This is a genomic window from Adlercreutzia sp. ZJ176 (genome assembly GCF_011038975.1).
Lineage (GTDB): Bacteria > Actinomycetota > Coriobacteriia > Coriobacteriales > Eggerthellaceae > CAAEEV01.
Genome location: NZ_JAAKEC010000017.1, coordinates 1 through 23832, shown reverse-complemented (window position 1 = coordinate 23832; position 23832 = coordinate 1). Strand labels below are relative to the sequence as shown.

The window sequence follows — 23832 nt, the reverse complement described above, 5'->3', positions numbered from 1 at the left end:
ACATGAAGCACGCTAAACTTCCGCAAAGCGATTTCGAAGAAGAATCTGATCTCTTTCCTCCTCTCTTGCCGGTGGATCAAGAGGAATACCTGGACGGACGGAGCGATGGTCCGCAGCATGCATCAACGTACGACCGGGAGAACTACTCCTATGCGTCCCGCCGTCCGAGCCGCGCGAAGTACGTCATCGCCGGCGTATGCGCTCTGGTCCTGGTGGGGGCGGGCGTGGCGGTCGCCGCAACTTCCTTGGGGCAGGGTGAGCCGCAGGTTCCCTCCGAGCAGGCTGTCGACGAGCAACCTGCGAAGGTGACAGAGCGGGCGTTCGTCAAGGCCGACGGCGTCCTCATCCCGTCTGGCGTCGCCCAGCGCGGGGACGTCTTGCAAAACGTGGCTCCTGCCTCCGACCTGAGCGAGAAGCGCGCTGATGCCTACTACCGGGCAGAGTACGACGGCAAGACGGTGTACGTGGCGAAGTCTGCGGTGAGGACCTCCGCCGAGGAGGCCCCCGAGCAGTGGACCGGATACGCGGCGGCTGATGCGATCATCTACGCGCGCCCGGACTTCACGGGCGACGACATCCTGACGCTCCAGCTCAACGAGGAGGTCACCGTTCTCGACTCGTTTGGCGACCTGCTCTTCGTGCGCAACGCGGACGGCTTCGAGGGCTATGTGCCTTCGGACAAGATCATGCGCGAGCCGATCGAGGAGGAAGAGCCGGCTGCTGACTACTCTGGTGGGGAGGGCTCAGCCTACTATCAGGCTCCGAGCTCAAACGGCGGCTGGAGCTCAGGAGGCGGTTCTGGTAACTCTGGCGGGTCTGCGCCAAGCACCCCCAGCGCCCCCCCGGCGCCTTCCGGAGGCTCTGGTTCCGGCGGCTCTGGCTCGGGCGGCGGAGCGGGCGCCACGCAGGGCGATGGCGACGAGATGACCATGCCGGTGAGCTATGTTCCCCCGGCCGACCCGTTCCTCTGGGGCGTCGGCGTCGCCTATGCCGACGAGCCGTCGAGCTCCCGGGCTGAGCAGGCCGGCGAGGGGATGACCGCGGTCGTGCTCATGGATGGCGTGCAGCTCTATGCCGGCATCCTGGATCGCGGCGACGAGGTGACGGTGAAGGTGGACGACCTCTTCGGGTTCTCCGAGGAGGGTGCGCAGGATGCCTCCGACGCATCGTCTGGCGGTGAAACCGCCTCTGACGCGGCGTCTGACGGGCGGGAGGCGCAGCCTCACGGCTCCGGAGAGGAGGCGGAGCTGCAGGGTAACGCGTCCGCCGAGGACTTGTGCACGGTCGTGATAAACGACCAGGAGCTCACGCTACCCGAGAAGCTGCTGCGCCTTGAGTCCGCTGCCGCGTACGAGCCGTGGGAGGGCTACGCCCTCGAGGGCGCGTTCCTCTTCGGCGACTACGGGCTTGCAGGGGATGCGCGGGAGCTCCAGGTCAACGAGGCGCTCAACGTGATCGACTCCATCGGCACGACGCTCGTCGTCGACGTTGACGGCACCGCCTTCTACATCGACGAGACGCATGTGGGCAAGGAGCCCGTTGAAGTGGCCGAGGAGCCTCCTGCGGAGGAGCCTGCTGCTGAGGGGTCTGCTCCTGCTGCTCCTGCATACTCGGCGCCTGCGTACACGGGCGGCTCCACCTCGGGCGGCGGTTCTTCGGGCGGCTCGGCGCCTGCCCCGGCACCCGCCCCGGCGCCGAGCGGGTCGGGCAGCGGAGCCTCAGGGCCTGACGCCGGCCAGTCGGGCGGCTCTGCTGGCGGCGGCGACAGCGCGGAGTGGACGGCGCCGAAGCTCTAACGGCTCCTACAGCGCCTTGTCGCGGAGGAGCTCGAGGCCCTTGATGGCCTGATGGTGGGCCCGCTCGAGCTGGGGGAGGCGCGACTTCGCCAGCGCGGGCTCGCCGTTCTTGAGGGCGTCGGATATGAAGGCCGCCGTGCGGTAGAGGTCGGACAGCGACAGGTTGCCGGCGACGCCTTTCAAGGTGTGCGCCTGGCGGTACGCCTCGTCGAAGTCATCGACCTCAAGGGCGGCCATGAGGCTCGCGAAGCGCGTGTCGCTCAGGTACTTCACGGCCAGGCGCTCGTAGAGCGCGGCGTTCCCGTCGAAGCGGTCGATGGCGTCGGCGTAGTCGATGCCGAAGGGGATGAGCTTGCTGGCGAGGTCGGCGGTCATGCGAGCGTCCTTTCCGCGTGAGGGCTGGCTTTGGGGTGGTCAGCTTGTTTCGTTTCCCTTATTCTAACGCTACGTCAAAAGGTCAGGGTAGGGCGCCCGCATCCGTTGCCGTTTCGCTACCTACGGTGCCTGGGGCTTCTTGGCACATGCTGCCCGCGCGGCCGCGCGGGCAGCTGGCGGCCGGCGAGGCTGGTTACCGGCGCAGGCGCGCGGTCGGCCGCCGGCCGGCGAGGCCGACCAGCCGTGCGCTACCTGTCGAGGTAGCGGCGCATCATGTCGGCGCCGAAGTCCGACACGCGGTAGCAGATCCGCAGCTCCCCGTTCTCGTCGAGGTCGCAGCGCGTCTCGTCGAGCAGGCCGTTCTCACGTGCGGTGGCGAGCGCCTCCTCGACGTCGGCGCGCGTCAAAAGCTTGTAGCTGCCGTAGTCCGCCTCAAGCGCGCGCACGACGCCCTCCGCGCAGTCCTCCGCGCCGCCCTCGAAGTGCTTGACGATGGCGTAGTACAGCGGCATCAGGTCCCTGCCCATGGCTACTCCTCCTCCTTGTTAGCGCGAAGCAGCTTCGCGGGGTTGACGGCGATGCAGAAGATGCCCGCAACCATGACGAGGGCCCCTGCCCACTGCGCCGGCGTGAGGGGCGGGTAGCTCTCAGACATCCCGCCGATGCCGAGCACGCCCATGATGACCCAGATGAAGAACGGCCCCCAGAATGCGTACATGCCGTTGCATGCCATGCCGAGCGCGGTGCCGCACATGGAGTTGCCCTTGTACCAGAACGAGAACGCAGGCATGGCGAAGAAGCCAGACATCAGAAAGACCAGGACGGCCGGGCTCGTGAAGGCGGCTCCTGCCAGGTCGAGTATGCTTCCCGCTTCGCCGCCTATGGCTGTGAGCAGGGGAAACATGATAAGAAGCTCGAGGATGCCTGCAGAGGTTTGGCGGATGGCTATCCCGATGCGGTAGTCGATGAGCGCGGTGCCGAAGCCGGCGACGCAGCCCTCGAAGCCCCACCCGAAGGCCGCGAGGAACGCGAACAGGCAGCCCGTGAGCGCCTCGGGGCCCATCGACGCGAAACTCGTGCCGCCGATCAGCGCGGCGGCGACCAGGCAGACGAGGATGCCCGCGACCTTGTGGGCGCTCAGGTCCTGCCTGAACAGGACGCGCCCCAGGACGGCGCCGATGGCGCAGTTCAAAGCCGCGATGGGCACGATGACGCCGGGGTTGCCCGCCGCGGTGGCCGCGTTGAGGCCGACGATGTAGGCGATGGTGGCGAAGGGCCCGCCGATCGCTGCGCAGAGCACCATGACGAGCCCGGGCTTCGTCCTCACGGTCTTGGCCAGGTCGCCGAGCTGGCGGTTCTTCGCGCAGACGGCGAGCGACCATATACCGCTGAAGAGGTCGTTGATGCCGGCGGCAAGCGCGGCGAGCGCGAACGTGACGGTGAACGCGGCAAGCGCCGGGCGCCCGTCGCCCCACGGGCCGCCGGCGAACCACTCGCCCCACACGCCCTGCGTCTCCGCCAGGGTGAGGAACCCGGTGTAGAGCCCGTAGCAGATGCCCGAGGCCACCGCGAAGGCGACGCCGCGGACAAAGTACCGCCTTCTGCGCTCCTCGCGAAGCTTCTTGACGCGCTGTTCCATGCTGTGCTCGATTCTCTCGATGGCTTGTCCGTTAGGTGCTTGCGGGGCGCGCTCGGCCTGGTTGTTCGGCCAAGGCGGCGGCGCCCGCACCTTGGCTTGCTAAGCGGCCTCTTCGTAGAGGCGCAGAACCTCGCCGAGGTAGCGTTTGGCGTAGTTGTAGTAGATGTAGAGCCACTCGCCTACGAAGTCGCCCTCGGCTTCCTTCACGAGCGCCCACACGTACCAGCACCATCCCGCGAGCGCCACGTAGGCGAAGTTGTGGCGCACCTCGGCGGGCGTGGGCGTACGTCCGAAGTAGTGGGCGAGCGCGCGATGCGCCTCCTCGTCGGTGAGCTCGCAGCACACGGTGAACGTGCCGAAGTCGCTGGCGTAGTCGGCCATGCCGGCGTACTCCCAGTCGATGAGGCTCAAGCCGTCATCCCCGTCGATGAGGAAGTTCAGGTGGAAGAAGTCGTTGTGGGTGAGGCATGCGGGCGCGCCGTCGGCGTCGGCGAGCTCCTTCACGCGCTGCGCGTCGGCGGCCATCTCATGGTAGCCGGGCACGTCGATGCTTCCGCGTGCGAGGAGGAGGAGGGACTCGTAGCGCTTGCCCTCGGCGTAGAAGTCGAAGGCGCGCTCGACGCTCACGTCGGCGGCGTGCAGGCGGGCGGCGGTGCGCATGGCGCGCGCGAGCTGCGCGTCGTCGTGCGGGTCGAGGTGGCGGCAGCGGGGGATGAAGCGCGAGACCTTCCAGCCGCGTGTGGGGTCCTCGAAGATGAACGTGCTGTCAAGCCCCAGCTCGCGTGCGGCTTCCTGCGCCTTGACCTCAGCGGCGCGGTCGACGAGGTTCTCGGTGCCGATGCCGGGATGACGGTAGACGTATTCGCCGTCTGACGTGCGGAAGTGGCACGACAGGTTGGTGAGGCCCTGCTTCAGGGGGTACACGTCGTGGATCTCGGATTTCGCGCAGCCGAGCGTGCGCGTGATGTTATCGAACACCTCGGAGTCGAGGTTCTCGAGGAAGTGCGGGTCGAACGCGCGCACCTCGTCGAGCGAGTCGAACTCGAAGATCACGCCCGGCTCGTAGCGGCGCATGCGCATGTCGAGCTCCCTGGCGTGGTCGAGGTAGATCTCCTCCCACAGCTTGTCGGCAGTCTGGGGCAGGTCGTACTCGTCGTCGAGGATCTCGGCGAAGCGCCGTGAGAACGTGCGGTCGAAGTAGACGTGCCCGATCATGTACCAGGCGTCCGCGCCGCCGACGGTCACGCCGGCAATGCGGTCGCGGGCGCGGGTGCTCGTCTTGATGCACCACTCCCGCGTCGGTCCCTCGGCGTACGCGGCGGCATAGTAGGCCTTCCAGACGTAGGGTTCGAAGGGGTTTCGGGTGAAGTAGTCGTCTGACGAGCAGACGTAGGTGTTGCCGAGGCGGTGCTCGACCACCTTGAGCGTCGAGTTGTTGTTGCGCGACGCGTACTCGGGGTTCACGACGATCGACACGCCGAAGGCGTCCTCCAAGTAGAAGAAGTACTCCTTCTTGTAGCCGACGACGACGGTGATGTCGGTGATGCCGGCCTCTTGCAGCTGTTTGATCTGGCGCTCGACGAGCACCTCGCCGCGCACCTTGAGCAGGCCCTTCGGCTTCTCGTAGGAGATGGGGGCGAAGCGGGACGAGAGGCCTGCCGCCATGATGATCGCGTTTTCGACTTTGTAGGGCTCAAGCGTCGCACGACCAGCTTCTGTCAGCTCGAAGCCCGCCACGAGGCTCGCCTCCGCGAGCGCGCGGTGGGAGCGGTTTGCCGTTCCCAGCGACACGCCGGCTGCTGCCGCGAGGTCGCGCTGCGAGGCGACGTTGCCGCCGTTCAAGGCCGCGAGCACCTTGAACTCGTTCTCGGTGATGCTCATATTCGTGATGTCCTTGCCTTCCCGGATGCAAGGGGTGTTCAAAACATTGACTTATTGTACTAACTTGGAACATATTGCACAAGAAGGCGAATGGAAAAGAGATTCGTTGCCACGGGGCGCCGCTTGGCGGATAATGACAAATCGCATGTTCATCTGCTCATTCGCCTTTTGGTCCGGTGATGGGCTCGAGGCGCAGGTGACGATGTTAGCGGCCGATCATGTTGGCGAGAGGAGGCGTTGAGCGGCTTGGGGTCTTGGGGGCTTTTCGCCGGGTGCGTCCTACTGGAGGCGGCCTTTCTGTGGGTTCCGGGATACCTCCTGGTCAGGAGCGTGCGGGTGGGACGACTGACGGCGCTTGCCTGCGCACCTGCCTTCTCGGTGGCGATCTTCGGCGCCCTCGGCATCGTCTACGCCCAGCTCGGCGTGTTCGCGAGCTGGGCGAGCATGGGCGTGCCGGCGACGGCGGCCTGCGCGCTTGTGTTCGCGCTGTCGCGCCCGTGGCGTGCGCCGGCGCGCCTCGCCTTCGTGGTTGATGCTGCTGGCGCGCCGCGCTGCTTGCGCGCGCGCTTCGACGCGAAGTGCTTCGCGCTCTACCTGGGCACAGGCCTTGCTGTGATCACGTGGTTCACCGCGCTTTCGCTGGGCAGCCCCGAGGGTTTCGCGCAGTCGTTCGACAGCATGCACCATCTGGGCATGATTCGCACGTTCGCGGACACGGGCTGCTGGTCGTCGCTCGACGTGGCGACGTACGCGCCTGAGGCGCGCGCGACGATCATGCCCATCGCGGGGTGGAGCTTCTACCCCGCGGCCTGGCACGTTACGGCGGCGCTTTCGGCCTCGGCGCTCGGCGCGCCGGTCACGGTGGCGGCGAACGCGACGAACTTCCTGTTCGCGGGGCTGGTGTACCCTGCGGGCGCCTTCGCCCTTCTGCGCTGCGTGTTTCGCGACAACCCGCGCGCGCTTCTGTGCGGCGCGGTGGCGTCGCTTGCGTTCGCGGCGTTTCCCTGGCAGATGGTGAACTGGGGGCCGCTGTACCCCAACCTCGCCGCGTTCGCGCTCATGCCGTCAGCGATCTGCTTCTTCATGGCGATCTTCGCCGAGGGGGCCGCGCGGGGCGAGCGCGTGGTGGCGGCATGCCTGTTCGCCGTGGGCGTCATGGCGCTCGCGCTCGCGCAGCCGAACGCCGCGTTCACGGCTGCGGTGTTCCTCATCCCGTACTGCGTGCAGCTCGCCCGCCGCGTGCCGCGCCTTCTGGGCGAAGGCGCAGACGCGCCTCGAAACAGGAACCTGGCGTCGCTTGCGGCGGTGGCGTGCATCGGCGTCATCTGGTGCGTGCTGTTCAACCTGCCGTTTCTACACGAGGTGGTCTGGCACGTGTGGCCCGCCTACGCGAGCCCGCAGACCGCCTTGGGCAACCTGCTGCTGCTCAGCTACCGCGAGACGCTGCCCCAGGTGCTGCTCGGCGTGCTCGTGCTGGTAGGCGCGGCGCAAGCGTGGCGCGACCGGCGCTACACCTGGATCCTGTGCGCGTACGTGCTCATGGGCGGCATTTACGTGGTCACGCTTGCCACCGACGGACTCGCGAAGCAGCTGCTCGCGGGCTTCTGGTACACCGACGCGGCGCGCCTCGGGTCGTCGCTCGCGTTCTACGCCGTTCCGCTCGCGAGCCTCGGGCTGGCGCGGGCGGCGCATGCTGTGGCGAGTTCTCGGGCCGTGGGCGCGGCAGGCGGCCGCTCCTCGGCGGCTGCGGCTTGCGCGTGCGTGCTGGCGTTTGCTGTCGTGAGCTTCTGCCCGCTCGGCGAAGGGCCTGTCCGCACGGCGTTCGGCGATCTCGCGCACTCGGCGCGCGGCGCCTACGACCCGACGGTCGATAACATCCTCAGCCCCGAGGAGCGCGCGTTCGCGCAGGAGGCGGCGGCGATCACCCGGGACGACCTCGTGCTCAACATGCCCGATGACGGCTCGGAATACGTCTACGCCCTCTGCGGCATGAACACGTACTACCGTTACAGCGGCCCCTACGGCGAGGACGACGAGACGCCCGAGAGCCGCATCATCCGCGAGCGGCTGCGCGACGTTGCGGCGGAGCCTGAGGCGCGGGATGCCGTGGACGCGGTAGATGCGACCTACCTGCTGCTGCTTGACCAGGGCGACCCCAAGCTCGAGAGGAGCAGGCACCTGTTCACGTTCAACTGGGAGCAGTGGCAGGGCGTGAGCTCCATCAGCGACGACACGGCCGGGTTCGAGCCGGTGCTGGCAGAAGGCGACATGCGCCTGTACCGCATCAAGCGGGATTAGGCCGATTCTTTTTCAGGTGCTGAAGTAGCGGAAGCGCCCAGCGGAGCCGGGGCGGTGCTCACCAAGCGAGTTCCGCACGAGCCGAAAGCGCCAGCGGCGCTTTCGTGCGAGCAGGACTGCCCGAGCGACTGAGCTCTGCCCCAGCGCCGCCGGACGCGGTGAGAGGGGTTGTTCGAGCGAGCGACTGAGCTCTGCCCCGGCTCCGCCGGGCGCATCAAGCAGGACTAAGCGCGCGCGGCCTCAAGGTCGAGATCAGGTGAAGGCATGCTCTTTTCGTTCACCGGATCCCCCTCGTCGCCGAAGCTCAGGCGGTAGGGCACGATGTAGGACTTCTGCCCGTCAGGCGGCGGCGTCAGGTACGTCTCCCCGTAGCACAGGCGCATCTGCCCGTGCGGGTCGCTCGGCATGACCACCTGCATGTCCTCGAACGGCGCGCGCGTGAGCGGGTACACCATGCTCTTGGGGTAGATGCTCTGCGAGGGGTCGAGTCCGAACGGCCATCCGATGTAGCCGGTCTCCTCGTGCTCGTAGGCGCGCGCGGCACCCTGCATCCACTCGTGCAGCTTGGCGCGCGGGAACACCTTCATGCACGCCGACCCTGCGGCGCACAGGGCGTACGTCACTGCGCGCTTGAGCCCGCGGTACGGCAGGTTGGGGAAGGGAGTATTGCGCAGGATGCACATCTTCTCGAGCACCCAGCACTTCCGCACGAGGCGGCGGCGCGCGCGCTCGTCGTCGGGCAGGTTGTCGAAGCAGAAGATGTCGAGGAATATTCCCAGCTCGAAGGGGCAGTCCTTCATGGAGAGCATGCGGAACTCGGTGCCCTTCTTCATGATGCGGCTCGTGCAGAAGGGGTAGCGCGGGTCGATCTGGCCGTTGAGGAGTGAGAACCCGTCGCCGAACTCGAGCGGCACCAGCTCGGCGAGGCGCTCGTAGTCGCGGCGCGGCATGGCGATGTCGATGTCGTCGTCCCAGGGGATGATGCCGCCGTGGCGGATGGCGCCGAGCACGGTGCCGTACACGGCGAAGTACTCGAGGTTGTGCTTGGCGCACATGGCGTCGAACCGCTTCAAGATGTCGAGCTCGACAAGCTGCAGGCGGCGCAGCGTTTGCGGGTCGTAGACCTCGTCGATGGTCGCTCTCAAGATTCGCCTTCCCGGTTGGTAAATCTGCAGTTCAAGCGGGTGAGGCTGGGCGAGGCTGGGCATGGTGCCGTCAGTTTTCCGTGCAGTCTGACCGCGTCCCCTATTGTACCAAGGTTTTCTGGGAAAATGGAAAAGATATGAGTTGGCTATAAGGAACAAAGGCAATGCAGGAGCTTTCGATAAAGAGGAACATGCTGTGGAACTCGGCAGGTTCGCTTGTCTACCTGATGTCCCAGTGGGTGGTGACGGTGCTGGTGGCGCGGCTGTCGCCCACCTACGACGCCGCCGGCGTGCTGGCGCTGGCCATGGCGGTGTCGAACATCTTCGCGCACATTTCGCTTTACAAGATCCGCGCGTACCAGGTCTCGGACGTCAACCGCGCGGTGTCCGCGCGCGAGTACGTGGCGTTCCGCCTGATCACCATCGGCGCGGCCTTCGTGGTGGTGGGGGCGTACACGCTCGTCACCTGCGCGACGACGACCTATGTCCCGGTGTTTCTCTACTTGGCGTTTCGCGCGGGCGAGGTGTTCATCGACGTGCTGCACGGCGTCGACCAGCAGAACTTCCGCATGGACTTCTGCGGCAAGTCGCTCATGATGCGCGGCGTTTTGTTCCTGGCGGCATTCGCGGGCGTCTTCGGCGCCACGGGCGACCTCACGCTGGCCATTCTCGCCATGATTGCCGTGACCTACCCGGTAATCGTCTACGACGTACGTTGCGCGGGCGCACTCGACACGTTGCGCCCCTCCATCACCCCGGCGCGTGCCTGGCAGCTGGCGCGGACGTGCCTGCCGGCGGTTCTCGGCGCGGTGTTTTACATCTGCGTGGCCACGGTGCCGCGCCAGTACCTGGGCGCGTGGGCGGGCGACGCGGCGCTCGGCGTGTACGCGTCGGTGTGCACGCCGGCGGTGGCGGTGCAGGCGGGCGCGAGCTACCTCTATGACCCACTGCTCGGCGTGTTCGCGCAGCGGTTCGCCGACGGCGACCGGCGCGGCTTCTGGGGCCTTCTGGGGAAGGTGACGGCGGGCATCGCGGCGCTGTTCGCGGCCTGCTTCGTGCTGTTCGCGTTCGCGGGCGAGCCTCTGCTCGTGCTCGTGTTCGGCCCGAGCATCGCCGCGCACGTGTACCTGCTGTACCCGGCGCTCGTGTGCGTGGTGCTCACGGCGTACGTGTCGTTTCTGAGCGACCTGCTCATCTCCGTGCGCGACATGCGCGGCAACCTCGTGGGCAACGGCGCGGGCTTTCTGGTGTCGCTGCCGTGCTCGGTGGTGCTCGTGCAGGCGTTCGGCGGGAACGGCGTGAGCTTCGCCGTCTCCGCCGCCTACGCCGTGGCCTCCGCGATCATGCTGGCGTTTCTGGCGCGAAGGCTCAAGGAGGGACCTGTCCAAGGAAGCGCTGCCACCCGCTAGCAGGTGAGAAAGCGCGTCCGGCCCGGCGGAGGCTGGGGCTGGGGCAGAGCTCAGTCGCTCGAACAGTCCTGCTCGCTCGAAAGCGCCGCAGGCGCTTCCGGCTCGTGCGGAACTCGCTTGGTGAGCACCGCCCCCGCCCCCGCCCCCCGACAGGCGTCATCACCTGTGCGTCTGCTCACCGCCGAGGGTTTGCGTTTTGTCCGAGGAGGGCCGGACGCACCCGCGCGCACCGCTATACTGTCAGGAAGCAAGACGCGCGCCGCGCCGTGGGCGCGCCGTCGTTTGACCCGAGCGCCTGCTCGGCTGACACCCAGGAGGACCTTCATGCAGGTTGAGCTGCTCTACCATACCCCCGATCCCGAGCGGGCCATCGCCACGGCCGCGCGCCTGTGCTACGCGCCCGTCGGCGCTTCCGAGCTCATGGAGACCATGCCCGCCGAGCGCGTGCGCTCGGTGCTCTCCACCATCATGGAGAGCGGCCACTTCTCCACGCTCGAGCACGCGAGCTACACCTTCGCCATCGACGGGGTGTCGCGCGCGCTCACGCATCAACTCGTGCGCCACCGCCTGGCCAGCTTCAACCAGCAGTCGCAGCGCTACGTGAAGTTCACGAGCGGCCTTGAGACGATCAAGCCCGGCACGGTCGCGCAGAGCGCCGAGGCGAGCCGGGTGTTCGACGAGGCCGTCGAGGCGGCGAAGGACGCGTACGCGAAGCTCGTCGAGTTGGGGATCCCCGCGGAGGACGCGCGCTACCTCCTCCCGAACGCCGCCGAGACGAAGATCGTCGTCACCATGAACGTGCGTGAGCTGCTGCACTTCTTCGACCTGCGCTGCTGCAACCGCGCCCAGTGGGAGATCCGCGAGATGGCGCATCGCATGCTCGAGCTCGCGCGTCCCACCGCCCCGTACGTGTTCGCCGCCGCAGGCGCGCCCTGCGTGCGCGGCGCGTGCCCGGAAGGCAAGATGACCTGCGGCAACCCGTACCCGAGCGCCCAGAGGGACTAACGTGGGCGGCGCTGAGGGAAGGGGAAGCGACCTGTCGCGCGCGTTTTCCGAGGACGGCGCGCGCAAGACGCACGTCGGCGGGCAGGCGCTCCTCGAGGGCATCATGATGCGCGGCAAGCTCAACTGGGCGGTCGCCGTGCGCGAGCCGGACGGCGGCATCTACGTGGAGGAGCACGACCTTGCGTCGGGGCGCGCGAAGAACCGCTGGCTGCACGTGCCGCTCGTGCGCGGGTGCACGGCGCTCGTGGAGTCGCTCCTGCTCGGCTACAAGGCGCTCGAGATCGCCGCGCAGCACGCGTTCGCCGACGAGGACGAGGATGCAGGCGCGCAGGACGCGCCCGCCGCCAAGCGCGCTGCCGCGACTGATGGCGCGCCCGCCGCCAACGACAAGGCGTTTTCCTGGAAGGACGACTTCGGGCGCCCCGACACCATGATCGACGCGCTCGGGGCCCAGCGCACGCTCGAGGTGGTGGACGAGGACGCAGGCGCGCAGGACGCGCCCGCCGCCAAGCGCGCTGCCGCGGCCGCGGATGCGCCTGCCGCCAAGGAGCCCTCCGGCGGAGGGCTGAGCGGGGCTGAGATGACCATCTCGCTCGTGCTCGGGCTCGTGCTCGGCGTGGTTCTCTTCATCGTGGCGCCGGCCTTCCTCACCAACCTCATCGTGGGCGAGTACGACCAGCGCACGCTTGCATGGAACGTCGTGGACGGCCTGCTGCGCGTGGCGGTGTTCGTGTTCTACATCTGGCTCATCGGGCGCATGCAGGACATCCGCCGCATGTTCATGTACCACGGCGCCGAGCACAAGACCATCCACTGCTACGAGCACGGCCTGCCGCTCACGCCCGAGAACGCGCGGCAGTTCCCGCGCCTGCACGTGCGCTGCGGCACGGCGTTCCTCATCATGGTCATGATCATCGCCATCCTGGTGTACACCGTCGTTCCCCTGAACGCGCTCATCGCGGTGCTCGGGGTGCCCGACGGCGCGCCGAAGCTTGCGCTCGTCATCGCGTCGCGCATCGTGCTCATGCCGGTCATCGCGGGCATCAGCTACGAGATCACGGTGAAGTGGGCGGGGAGCCATCCCGACAACCCGCTCGTGAAGGTGATCCTGTGGCCGGGCATGCAGATGCAGTACCTCACCACCAACGAGCCCGACGACGAGCAGCTCGAGTGCGCCATAGCCGCCATGCAGCGCGTCCTCGCCCGCGAGGAGGCTGCGGAAGCGCAGGCCGTAGCTCCCTCGGAGGCCGCAGCTGCGCCTTCCTCGGAGGTCGCGGGCGCTCAGGCCGCCTCCTGAAAGTTGGCATTTGCGGGATTTCCCCAGCCGCGCGGCTAAATCGTGTATGCTATCGCATGCTGCGCCGACTGCGCGCAGCCTCGCTGACGGCCTCGCCGAAGGCGAGCCATCCCCGCACACGTTAATAAACAAGTGGGGTCATCGTGTGATTGAGCGCCGCGGCCCGCCCTCGCGTGCAGGCTGAGAGCGGCAGATGAGAAGGAGGAACCGCGTGAAGCTGGTGGTAACCGAGAAGAACGACGCGGCCCAGAAGATCGCCGACTTGCTCGGCGCGACGAAGCCCAAGTCCGACAAGGTGTTCAACACGCCGGTCTACCGGTTCGAGCTCGACGGCGAGGAGTGGGTGACCATCGGCCTGCGCGGCCACATCCTCGAGCCTGACTTCGCGCCGCAGCTCGTGTACAAGAAGCGCGGCGGCTGGCAGGGCGTCACCGCTGACGGCGAGGTCGTTCCCGCCAGCATCCCCGCCACGCTCGCGCGCCCTCCCTTCAAGAAGAAGAAGCCCTTCACCGAGGACGGCGTCGACCTCAAGGGCTGGAAGATGGAGGCGCTGCCGTATCTGGCGTACGCGCCCATCGAGAAGCTGCCCAAGGAAAAGGACATCATCCGCAGCCTGAAGAACCTCGCGAAGAAGGCCGACTCCATCGTCATCGCCACCGACTTCGACCGCGAGGGCGAACTCATCGGCTCGGACGCGCTTGCGTGCTGCCGCGAGGTGAACAAGACCGCCCCCGTGAGCCGCGCGCGCTACTCGGCGTTCACGAAGCCCGAGATCCAAGGCGCGTTCTCGAACCTGGTGGAGATGGACGACAACCTGGCCGCCGCCGGCGCCTCGCGCCAGGACATCGACCTGATCTGGGGCGCGGCGCTCACGCGCTACCTCACGCTCGTGAAGTTCGCAGGCTACGGCAACGTGCGCTCGTCGGGGCGCGTGCAGACCCCCACGCTCGCGCTCATCGTGGCGCGCGAGCGCGAGCGCATGGCGTTCGTTCCGCAGGACTACTGGGTGATCAAGGGCGCCTTCGACGCCGCCGCGCAGGCCGGCCCCACTGACGGGGCGGGGGAGGGCGCCTTCGAGGCGGGGCATGCCACGGCGCGCTTCAAGTCCGAGGCTGAGGCAACCGCGGCCATGGAGCACGTGGCGGGCGCCGCGAGCGCGCGCGTGGCCTCCGTGGAGAAGAAGAAGCGCCGCGTGCCGCCGCCCGTGCCGTTCAACACCACCGCGCTCATGGCCGCGGCCTCGGCCGAGGGCCTCGCGCCCGCGCGCACCATGCGCATCGCCGAGAGCCTCTACATGGACGGCTACATCTCCTACCCCCGCGTCGACAACACGGTGTACCCCGCGTCGCTCGACCTCGCCGAGGTGGTGCGCACCATCGCGGGCAACCCGGCGTACGCCCCCACGTGCAAGGCGCTGCTCGCGAAGGGCAAGCTCACCGCCACGCGCGGCAAGAAGGAGACCACCGACCACCCGCCCATCTACCCCACGGCGAAGGCCACGCCGGACGACCTGCCCGCCGCCGAGTACAAGCTCTACAACCTGGTGGCGCGCCGCTTTCTGGCCACGCTGTCGGATGCGGCCGTGGTGGAGGGCACCAAGGTCACGCTCGACGTGGCCGGCGAGCCCTTCGTGGCCAAGGGCGACGTGCTCGTGCAGGCGGGATTCCGCAGCATCTACCCCTACGGGCTGAAGAAGGACGAGCAGCTGCCCTCCCTCGAGCAGGGCGCGCAGGTTGCCTTCAACGGCGCCACCTGCACGAAGAAGCAGACCGAGCCGCCGGCGCGCTACAGCCAGGGCAAGCTCATCCAGGAGATGGAGAAGCTGGGGCTCGGCACCAAGTCGACGCGCCACTCGATCATCGAGCGCCTCTACACGGTGAAGTACGTGCAGAACGACCCCATCGAGCCCTCGCAGCTCGGCATCGCGGTGATCGACGCGCTCGACAAGTTCGCGCCGCACATCACGCACCCCGACATGACGGCCGAGCTCGAGGAGGAGATGGACAACATCGCCGAGGGCAAGACCACGCGCGAGGCCGTGGTGAGCACCTCGCGCGACCTTCTGGCCCAGCAGCTGGCCGACCTCATGCCACACTCCGAGGAGGTCAAGGACGCGCTCGCCGACGCCGTGGCGGCCGACGCCTACGTGGGGCCGTGCCCCAAGTGCGGGCGCGACCTGCAGCTGCGCGCGAGCCAGAAGACGAAGTCCATGTTCATCGGCTGCGCCGGCTGGCCCGACTGCGACGTGACCTACCCGCTGCCGAAGGGCAAGGTGGAGTCCGTGCCCGAGGCGTGCCCCACCTGCGGCATGCCGCAGGTGAAGGTGACGGCCTTCCGCACGAAGCCGCGCACGGCGTGCATCGACCCCGCCTGCCCCACCAACCAGGAGCCCGAGGTGATGGTGGGCCTGTGCCCGAACTGCGGCGATCGGGGCATCGACGCCAAGCTCATCGCGCGACGCAACCCGCGCACGCTCAAGCGCTCGATCACCTGCGAGAACTTCGAGGCGTGCCAGACGCGCTACCCGCTGCCCCAGTACGGCAAGCTCACCGCCACCGACGAGGCGTGCGAGCACTGCGGCGCGCCGATGGTGATCGTGACCACCGCGCGCGGCCCGTGGAAGCTCTGCCCGAACTTCGACTGCCCCGGCAAGGCCGAGGAGGAGAAGAAGAAGGCGGCGAAGAAGCCCGCCGCGAAGAAGAAGGCTCCCGCGCGCAAGAAGAAGTAGCACGGCGAGAAGCGCCCCCGCCGAGGGGGCGCTTCTTCGTTCTTGGCGTTCGCGGGACGCGCGGGCAGGCGGCAGGGGGTGCCGCGCTCAAACAGTCCTCGTTGCGCTGCGGAACTGCGCGCGGCACCCCCTGCCGCCTGCCCGCGCTGCGGCGGGTCGTGCAGCTTCTTCGCGTGCGGAGGTGCGGGACGCCCGCTGCGCCCTCTGCTTTGTGACTTGTCGCATGGTCTGTTTTGATTGTTCGTCTTGCATTGTACTGGTTGAAAAGTCGCTTTTTTCACCTCTAAACAGGTTGTAAAAATCCAAACAGCCGATACACTGGTTGGAAAGATCTCTGTTTTCATAGGTTTTCAGGCTGGAAAAATCTCTCAAAGGAAAGCCGATGTCCCTCAGGAGAAAGATCACGCGACAACTGGAAGAGTGGAAGCGCTCGCAAGCGAGCCGTGCGCTGCTGGTGACGGGCGCAAGGCAGGTGGGGAAGTCCTACGCTGTCAACGAGTTCGCTTCCCGCAGTTACGAGAACTACGTGCGCTTCGATCTCATCGAACAGCCAGATCTTCTTGCCGCCATGGAGGGGTGTCACAACGCTGACGAGTTGTTCATGGTGTTGTCTGCGTTCGGCGGCTCTCGATTTGTCTCAGGTGACACGTGCGTGTTCATAGATGAGGTACAGGAGTGCAAAGAGTCGGTTACGTACATAAAATACCTCGTCCAACGGGAGGGCTATGACTTCATTCTGTCGGGCTCTCTTCTTGGTATCGAGTTGCAGGATGTGAGATCCCAACCCGTCGGCTATCTGCGAACGATCGAGATGTTCCCGCTGGACTTCGAAGAGTTTTGCTGGGCGATGGACGTAGGCGATGCGGCTCTTTCCCATGTGAAGGACTGCTTCGACTTGCTGACTCCGGTCATTGGACCCATCCACGAACGCCTGCTCTCGCTTTTCCACCAATATCTGCTGGTGGGCGGCATGCCCGCAGCGGTCAATGAGTTTGCGCGAACCAACAACGTGGCTGAAGTCAAACGCATTCAAAGCGACATTGTTACCCTCTATCGGGCAGATATCTCCAAATACGCCGAAACCAGCAAGCTTGTCATCAAAGACGTCTACGACCAGCTACCCGCCCAGCTCGACTCGCAATCGAAGCGCTTCAACTTCGCGAGTTTGGCGCCTAAAGGGACGTATGGGCGCTACAGCGAGGAATTCATCTGGCTGTCGGATGCAGGCGTGGCGCTGCCGGTTGTCAATGTTACCGAGCCGAGGCACCCGCTCAAGATGTCCGAGCAGAGGAGCTTCTTCAAGTTGTTTGCCAACGACGTGGGGTTGCTGTGCGCAATGAGCGAGGTCGATGTGGCGAAGAGTATCCTCAGCGACGAGTTGGGGGTGAACTACGGCTCCATATACGAGAACGTCATTGCCCAAGAGCTGAAATGCCATGGGCATAAACTGCGGTTCTTCCGCAGCAAGGGCATAGGCGAGCTCGATTTCGTAATCGAGACGGGCAGCGGGCAGGTGCTTCCTATTGAGGTAAAGAGCGGGAAGAGCTACAAGCGACATAGTGCCTTAACCAAGGTGCTTTCCTCTCCGAACTACCGAATCGAGCGAGCCGTGGTGCTCTGCGAGAGCAATGTCTCGCCGGCGGGAAAGACTCTCTATCTGCCCGTCTACATGGCAATGTGCCTCTGAATTCGTTTAGTTTAGGCTGAACGAGCTGAGGTTCTGCCTTTTCTTCGAATAGGTTGAATAGTCTCGTGCTTCCCTTTCGACTGCGGGCGCAAATGCATCATGTCCGTTCATTTCGGCTCGCTGCGCTGCGGAACCGCGCGCGGCGCCCCCTGCCGCCTGTCCGCGCTCGACGTCTTCGCCTTTACTGCGCGGCTTGCTCGATGGCGCGGTAGAGGTCGTCGCCGCGGGTGTCGACGGCGACGAAGGCGGGGAAGTCCTCGAGTTGCAGGCGACGCAGCGCTTCGGTGCCCAGGTCCTCCCAGGCCACGAGCTCGCTTTCCGCCACGTGCGTGGCCAGGAGCGCCGCGATGCCGCCTACGCACGCGAAGTACACGCTGCCCGTCGTGCGACACGCCTCCACCACCTCCGGCGAGCGCTTTCCCTTGCCGATGCACGCCACGATGCCGGCCTCCATGAGCGTCGGCGTGGCGAAGTCCATGCGGCTCGCGGTGGTGGGTCCGACCGATCCCAGGGGACGGCCGGCGGCCGGCGGGGTGGGCCCGGCGTAGAAGAGCGTGGCGCCCTCAAGGTCGAAGGGCAGCGTCCCGTCGGCGCGCAGGGCCTCGAGTGCGCGCTCGTGCCCTGCGTCGCGCATGGTGTACACGGGGCCGGAGAGGAGCACCTCGTCGCCGATGCGCAGACCTGCCACGTCCTCGCGCGCAAGCGGCAGCGTCAGCTTGACCGGGTTGCTCATCGTGCGCCTCCTTTCGCCAGAGGGCCTTCGCCGCCTTCGCCGTCCGCGGCGTCTGCGGCGCGAACGTCCCACGGTACGAGCTCAACCGACTTCGAGCGCATGGCGCAGCAGCCCATGTTCACTGCCACCGGCAGGGCTGCGATGTGGCAGGGCGCCGTCTCGAGGTGCACGGCGAGCGCGGTGGGGGAGCCGCCGAGCGCCGCCGGCCCGATGCCGAGCGCGTTCACCTCGTCGAGCAGCTCGCGCTCGAACGCCGCCGCCTCCTCGCTCTGCGCGGGGGATCCCACCGCACGCAGAAGCGCGTGCTTTGCGAGGCCTGCCACCTTGTCGAACGTGGCGCCTACACCCAAGCCGATCACGAGCGGCGGGCAGGCGTTCGCGGCCTTCTCGCGCACGCAGTCGAGCACCACCTTGCGCACGCCGCGCGCGCCGGCACCCGGCGGCAGCATGACCACGCGGCTCGCGTTGTCCGAGCCGCCGCCCTTGAGCAGCACGTGCAGCGTGGCGCCCGCGCCGCTCACCAGCTTGACCTCGCAGAACGCGGGCGTGTTGTCGCGCGTGTTCGTGCGGTCGAACAGCGCGTCGGCCAGCACGCTCATGCGCAGCCTCCCGTCGGCGTAAGCGCGCGCCACCGTGTCGTCTACCTGCGAGAACACGTTGCCAGGGATCATGAGCTCGCTTCCGACCTCCAGGCACACCCACACCGTGCCCGTGTCCTGGCAGATGGGCACGGCGTCAGCCTCGCCGATGGCCGCGTTCTCCAGGATCTGCCCAAGGACGCTGGCGCCCTTGCCCGAGCCGTCGGCTCGCAGGCGGTCGAGCGCTGATCGGGCGGCGCATCTGTAGTCGGGGCGCAGCGTGGTGGCGCATTCGCGGATGGCGTCGTAGGTCGCCGACGCCACGCGCTCGGGCGAAAGCGCGAGCGCGGTTTGGCTGCCTTGCGGCATAGGTCTCTCCCTCATGGTCGCGTGCTTTTGCCTGCGTGGGCAGGCTGTCCTCTGTGAATAGTGTAATCCATGCGCGACCTCGGCGGCGCGCAAAGGCATAAGGTATACAATATCGAGGTTAAGGTAGGAAAACGAAGCAAACGCGACGGCGCCCAGGTGCCGCCGTTTCATGATAGCGAGGAAATACCCATGGACATCGCAGAAGAGTCGCTTGAGCTGCACGAGCAGTGGCGCGGCAAGATCGCCACTACGCCGAAGATGGACATCGCCACGCGCCATGACCTGGCCTGCGCCTACACGCCCGGCGTGGCCGAGCCCTGCAAGGTGATCGCCGACAATCCCGACGCCGCCTACGACTACACCATCAAGTCGAACACCGTGGCCGTGGTCTCCGACGGCAGCGCGGTTCTGGGCTTGGGTAACATCGGGCCTTTGGCCGCCATGCCGGTCATGGAGGGCAAGGCGGCGCTGTTCAAGACGTTCGGCGGCGTGGACGCGTTTCCCATCTGCCTTGACACGCAGGACACCGAGGAGATCATCAAGGCGTGCATCCAGATCGCGCCGGCGTTCGGCGGCATCAACCTGGAGGACATCTCGGCGCCGCGCTGCTTCGAGATCGAGGCGCGCCTGAACGACGCGCTCGACATCCCGGTGTTCCACGACGACCAGCACGGCACCGCCATCGTGGTGCTCTCGGGCATCATCAACGCGCTGCGCCTGGTGGGCAAGCGCAAGGAGGATGCGCGTGTGGTGGTGAACGGCGCGGGCTCTGCGGGCATCGCCATCGCGAAGCTGCTGCTGTCCTACGGCTTCACCACGCTCACCATGTGCGACCGCGCGGGCATCTTGTGGTCGGGCTACGAGGGGATCAACGACGCCCAGCGCGCCATGCTCGAGTGGACGAACCTCGAGGACGGAAGCGGCACGCTCGCCGACGCCATGCGCGGGGCCGACATAGTGATCGGCGTGTCGGCGCCTGGCGTCATCAGCCAGGATATGGTGGCCTCCATGGCGTCGGACGCCATCGTGTTCGCCATGGCCAACCCCACGCCCGAGATCTTCCCCGACGAGGCGAAGGCCGCCGGCGCGCGCGTGGTGGGCACGGGGCGCTCGGACTTCCCGAACCAGGTGAACAACGTGATCGCGTTCCCCGGCATCTTCAAGGGCGCGCTCGAGGCGCGCGCCGAGCGCATCACCGAGCCCATGAAGCTCGCGGCAGCCGAGGCACTCGCTTCGCTCGTGTCCGACGAGGAGCTCTGCGAGGACTTCATCATGCCCGATCCGTTCGACCCGCGCGTGGCCGCGTGCGTGGCCGCGGCTGTGCGCACCTGCGCGCTCGAGGCTCGCGCTGCGAGTGGCGCCTAGGCGCGGGCACGGGAAGCGCATGGGCATGATCGCATCCGCGCCGAGCAGCCGCGGCGTCTTCATCACCTTCGAGGGGGGAGACGGCGCGGGCAAGACGACCCACATCGGGTTTCTGGCCGACGCCCTGGAGGCCCGGGGCGCGGAGGTGGTGCGCCTGCGCGAGCCAGGCGGCACGCCGGTGGGCGAGGCGCTGCGCGCGGTGGTGCTCGACCCGGCGCACGAGGGCCTGGCGGACGAGGCGGAGCTGCTCATCTACGAGGCCGCGCGCGCCCAGGTCGTCGCCGAGGTGATCGAGCCGGCGCTCGAGCGCGGCGCGGTGGTCCTGTGCGACCGCTTCTTTGACTCCACGGTGGCCTACCAGGCGTTCGGCCGCGGGATCGACCGCGCGTTCGTGGATGCGGCCAACCGCTTCTCCACGCGCGGGCTCGTGCCCGACCGCACGCTGCTCATGACGTGCGGCGGCCCCGAGGAGGGGCTCGTCCGCGTGAGCGGGAGGCGCGCCGGCGCCGACCGGCTCGAGCAGGCGGGCGCGGCGTTCCACGAGCGCGTGGCGGCGGGCTTCGCGGCCATCGCGCAGGAGGACCCCGCGCGCGTGAGGGTCATCCGCTCGGACGGCCCGCGCTCGGTCACGGCGGCGATGATCTTCCACGTGCTGAGCGACCTGTTCCCTTGGATGGGGGACGCGCGCGTCTGCGATGAGGAGTACTTCGCCGTGCTCGACGCCCCCGGCGGGCGCGCCTCGGGCTCGACGCCTCGGCCGTCCCAGGCGCCCCAAGTCCCCCGGGCGGGCGCGACGTCTCGGGCACCCCAGCAGCCCCAAGCCTCCCGGCCGTCCCAGGAGCGCGCCCGTGGCTGACGCGTTCGAGAACATACTCGGCCAGCCGAAGGTGCGCGACTTTCTGCGCACGAGCGTGAAGTCCGAGCGCGTGACGCACGCGTACCTCTTCACGGGCCCGGCGGGCTCGAACAAGACGGCGGCCGCCTACGCCCTCGCCCAGGCGCTCCTGTGCCCGAAGGGCCCGCGCGGCCCGCGCGGCGGCATGTGCGGCGCGTGCGACGCCTGCGCGCGCATCAAGCGCCAGAAGCACCCTGACGTGCGCTTCTTCGCGCCGGCGGGCGCGTCGGGCTACCTCGTCGAGCAGATCCGCGAGATCGTGGCCGACACGGCGCTCGCGCCCATCCAGGCGCAGAAGAAGGTCTACATCCTCGATCGCGTCGACCTGCTCGGCACGAGCGCGGCCAACGCGTTCCTGAAGACCCTCGAGGAGCCTCCGGCCGACGTGGTGCTCATCCTGCTCGGCCGCACGCGCGAGAGCGTGCTGCCCACCATCCTCTCGCGCTGCCAGGTGGTGCCCTTCCGGCACATCCCGGCCACCGAGGCGGCGGGCATCGTGAGCCAGAACACCGGCGCGCCCGCCGCGCAGGCGCGCATGGCCGTGGAGGCGTGCGGCGGCTCCATCACGCGCGCCATCGAGTTTCTGCGCGCGCCGGGAAACGAGCGGCTGGCCTTCCGCGGCGAGGTGCTCGCGGTCATGGCGTCGCTCGCGCACGCCGACGACTGGGACGTCATCGGGTACGCGCGCACGCTCGTGGAGAAGTCGAAGGCGCCGCTCGACGAGGTGCGCGCCGCGCAGGAGGCCGAGCTGGCCGAGAACGCCGACTTTCTCGCGAAGTCAGCCATCCGCCAGATCGAGGCGCGCAACAAGCGCCAGATCACGGCGAAGACGAGCGAGTACCTGCGCCAGACCACCGCGATCATCGGCTCGTGGCTGCGCGACGTGTGCGCCACGTGCGCGGGTACGCCCGAGCTGGTGATCAACGTCGACGCGCGCGAGAGCATCGAGGCCGCCGCGCGCACCTCTGACGTGGCCCGCGCGTCGCGCGCGCTGGCTCGCGTGCGCGTGGCCGAGCAGGCGCTTGCCTATAATGTATCCCCAGAGACGTGCATCGACGCGTTGCTGTTCGAAGTGAGAGAGGTTCTGCATGGTTCGGGTCGCACCGATTAATCTTGCCTACAATCCCCGCACGCTGTGGTTCGACCCCGGCGAGCTCGACGTGCCCAAGGGCGCGCCCGTGGTGGTCGACACCGCGCGCGGCACCGAGTTCGGCAGGGCGGCCAGCGACGTGATCGAAGTGCCGCACGCCGAGGTGAAGGCGCTCAAGACCCCGCTGCGCCGCGTGCTGCGCCTCGCCACCGACGAGGACGTCGAGCGGTCGCGCGAGATGGAGAGGCGGGGCCGCGAGGCGCTGCCCGTGTTCAAGCGCATGGTGGCGGAGGCGAACGCCGAGATGCACCCGGTGTCGGTGGAGTTCCTGCTCGACGGCGACAAGGCTGTCTTCTACTTCGAGGCCGAGGACCGCATCGACTTCCGCGACCTGGTGCGCAAGCTGGCCGCGCACTTCCACGTGCGCATCGACATGCGCCAGATCGGCGTGCGTGACGAGGCGCGCATCGTGGGAGGCTTGGGCCACTGCGGGCAGGAGCTGTGCTGCAAGCGCATGGGCGGCGAGTTCAACCCGGTGTCCATCCGCATGGCCAAGGAGCAGGACCTCTCGCTGAACCCGCAGAAGATCTCGGGTCTGTGCGGGCGCCTCATGTGCTGTTTGCGCTACGAGTACGACGCCTACAAGGACTTCAAGTCGCGCGCGCCGAAGGCCAACGCCACCGTGCAGACGCCCGTGGGGCCGGCCAAGGTGGTCGAGCTCGACGTGCCGCGCGAGGTGGTGTCGCTGAAGGTGGAGGGCGAGAAGCCCGTGAAGGTGCCGCTTGCCGACTTCGACGAGCCCGAGGAGGGTGCGCGCCCGAGCGTCGTGGGCGACGACGCGTGGGACGCCGCCACCGCCGACGCGTCGGCGGGCTACGCCTCCGACCCGGTGACGTTCCTCACCTCGCAGTTCACCGGCTCCGACAAGCTGGCCGAGGTCGGCTCGGTGCGCCGCACGCCGGGCGGCAAGGCGAAGCGCTCCGAGGGCGGCAAGGGAGCCTCGGGCTCATCGGCGAAGCGCTCCGAGGGCGGCAAGGGAGCCTCGGGCTCATCGGCGAAGTCGCGGAGCCGCGGCGGCTCGCGGGGCCGCGGCGGTGCTGCCGCGCACGGCGGGTCGGCCTCGGCGGCTGACGAGACGCGCAAGCCGCGTCGCCGCCGCTCCACCAAGATCGCGGCGGGGGAGGGCGCGCAGACCGTCAAGGTCGAGCGCGACGAACGCCCCGAACGCTCCGAACGCACCGAGCGCGGGGAGCGCTCCGAACGCTCCGGCCGCACTGAGCGCCCTGCGGGCCGCCGGGACCACGCGCCCGCCGACGCCGCAGGCCAGGAGCGCAAGCCGCGCCGCAGCCGCAACCGCTCGCACGGCGCTGACGCCGAGCAGGCGCGCGGCGCGCAGCAGGGAGGCGCGCAGCGGGGCGGCGAGCGCAAGCAGCAGACCTCGCGCGACGCGAAGGCGTCCCGCAGCGGGGCGCGCGCAGGCGAGGGCCGCGACGGGCGCAAGCCCGAGGGCCGCGCCCGCGCGACCGGCTCGCGCCCGCGCCC

Annotated in this window: 18 protein-coding genes; 11 read left to right on the top strand and 7 right to left on the bottom strand. The window is 67.9% G+C overall.

Annotated features, from left to right (window positions below; all coding sequences use genetic code 11):
- Positions 1-2: 2 nt before the first annotated feature.
- On the top strand, positions 3-1796 hold the full coding sequence (locus G7Y50_RS09610; protein ID WP_165057042.1) for a hypothetical protein: 1794 nt from the start codon (positions 3-5) through the stop codon (positions 1794-1796).
- 6 nt (positions 1797-1802) lie between these two features.
- Here G7Y50_RS09610 and G7Y50_RS09605 read toward each other — a convergent pair whose 3' ends face one another.
- The 4 genes from G7Y50_RS09605 to G7Y50_RS09590 form a co-directional block, all read right to left on the bottom strand.
- Positions 1803-2171: an Hpt domain-containing protein gene (locus G7Y50_RS09605; RefSeq protein ID WP_165054691.1), complete on the bottom strand. Its 369-nt coding sequence runs from the start codon at positions 2169-2171 to the stop codon at positions 1803-1805.
- A 248-nt stretch (positions 2172-2419) separates the two neighbouring features.
- Positions 2420-2698 carry a hypothetical protein gene (locus G7Y50_RS09600; RefSeq protein WP_206214824.1) on the bottom strand — a complete coding sequence of 93 codons (279 nt, stop codon included), beginning with the start codon at positions 2696-2698 and terminating at the stop codon, positions 2420-2422.
- Positions 2699-2700: 2 nt separating this feature from the next.
- The gene (locus G7Y50_RS09595) at positions 2701-3810 is read right to left on the bottom strand and encodes a hypothetical protein (RefSeq protein ID WP_165054688.1); all 1110 of its coding nucleotides are present in this window, start codon (positions 3808-3810) and stop codon (positions 2701-2703) included.
- Positions 3811-3909: 99 nt separating this feature from the next.
- The gene (locus G7Y50_RS09590; protein ID WP_165054685.1) at positions 3910-5691 is read right to left on the bottom strand and encodes a phosphotransferase; all 1782 of its coding nucleotides are present in this window, start codon (positions 5689-5691) and stop codon (positions 3910-3912) included.
- 237 nt (positions 5692-5928) lie between these two features.
- Between G7Y50_RS09590 and G7Y50_RS09585 the strand changes: the two genes are divergently transcribed.
- The gene (locus G7Y50_RS09585) at positions 5929-7989 is read left to right on the top strand and encodes a DUF6541 family protein (RefSeq protein ID WP_370458022.1); all 2061 of its coding nucleotides are present in this window, start codon (positions 5929-5931) and stop codon (positions 7987-7989) included.
- Positions 7990-8213: 224 nt separating this feature from the next.
- Here G7Y50_RS09585 and G7Y50_RS09580 read toward each other — a convergent pair whose 3' ends face one another.
- On the bottom strand, positions 8214-9134 hold the full coding sequence (locus tag G7Y50_RS09580; protein WP_165054679.1) for a phosphorylcholine transferase LicD: 921 nt from the start codon (positions 9132-9134) through the stop codon (positions 8214-8216).
- Positions 9135-9298: 164 nt separating this feature from the next.
- Between G7Y50_RS09580 and G7Y50_RS09575 the strand changes: the two genes are divergently transcribed.
- From G7Y50_RS09575 to G7Y50_RS09550, 5 genes are all read left to right on the top strand, one after another.
- On the top strand, positions 9299-10543 hold the full coding sequence (locus G7Y50_RS09575) for a lipopolysaccharide biosynthesis protein (protein ID WP_165054676.1): 1245 nt from the start codon (positions 9299-9301) through the stop codon (positions 10541-10543).
- A gap of 324 nt (positions 10544-10867) precedes the next feature.
- A complete protein-coding gene (thyX, locus tag G7Y50_RS09565; RefSeq protein WP_165054673.1) occupies positions 10868-11548 on the top strand; it encodes an FAD-dependent thymidylate synthase in 681 nt (226 codons plus the stop codon).
- 1 nt (position 11549) lies between these two features.
- Positions 11550-12845: a DUF1385 domain-containing protein gene (locus G7Y50_RS09560; protein ID WP_165054669.1), complete on the top strand. Its 1296-nt coding sequence runs from the start codon at positions 11550-11552 to the stop codon at positions 12843-12845.
- A 211-nt stretch (positions 12846-13056) separates the two neighbouring features.
- On the top strand, positions 13057-15573 hold the full coding sequence (locus tag G7Y50_RS09555) for a DNA topoisomerase I (protein WP_165054665.1): 2517 nt from the start codon (positions 13057-13059) through the stop codon (positions 15571-15573).
- 382 nt (positions 15574-15955) lie between these two features.
- On the top strand, positions 15956-17260 hold the full coding sequence (locus G7Y50_RS09550; RefSeq protein WP_165054661.1) for an ATP-binding protein: 1305 nt from the start codon (positions 15956-15958) through the stop codon (positions 17258-17260).
- 181 nt (positions 17261-17441) lie between these two features.
- On the opposite strand, the gene G7Y50_RS09545 is transcribed toward G7Y50_RS09550, so the two are convergent.
- Both G7Y50_RS09545 and G7Y50_RS09540 read right to left on the bottom strand, forming a co-directional pair.
- Positions 17442-17993, bottom strand: a complete 552-nt coding sequence (locus G7Y50_RS09545; RefSeq protein WP_165054657.1) for a FumA C-terminus/TtdB family hydratase beta subunit — start codon at positions 17991-17993, stop codon at positions 17442-17444.
- Positions 17990-18955 (bottom strand): fumarate hydratase, encoded by a 966-nt coding sequence (locus G7Y50_RS09540; protein ID WP_241156495.1) that lies wholly within the window; start codon positions 18953-18955, stop codon positions 17990-17992. The genes G7Y50_RS09545 and G7Y50_RS09540 overlap by 4 nt, the downstream gene beginning before the upstream one ends.
- A gap of 174 nt (positions 18956-19129) precedes the next feature.
- Here G7Y50_RS09540 and G7Y50_RS09535 point away from each other — a divergent pair, with 174 nt between their 5' ends.
- The 4 genes from G7Y50_RS09535 to ricT all read left to right on the top strand — a co-directional run.
- Entirely contained in the window at positions 19130-20305 is a 1176-nt protein-coding gene (locus tag G7Y50_RS09535) for an NADP-dependent malic enzyme (RefSeq protein WP_165054653.1), read from the top strand.
- A gap of 19 nt (positions 20306-20324) precedes the next feature.
- Positions 20325-21161, top strand: a complete 837-nt coding sequence (tmk, locus tag G7Y50_RS09530; protein WP_165054650.1) for a dTMP kinase — start codon at positions 20325-20327, stop codon at positions 21159-21161.
- Positions 21154-22311, top strand: coding sequence for an ATP-binding protein (locus G7Y50_RS09525; RefSeq protein WP_165054645.1), 1158 nt, complete (start codon positions 21154-21156; stop codon positions 22309-22311). Before tmk ends, G7Y50_RS09525 begins: the two co-directional genes overlap by 8 nt.
- Positions 22289-23832: regulatory iron-sulfur-containing complex subunit RicT (ricT, locus tag G7Y50_RS09520; protein WP_165057040.1), on the top strand; the 1544-nt coding region annotated here is incomplete at its 3' end. The genes G7Y50_RS09525 and ricT, both read left to right, overlap by 23 nt.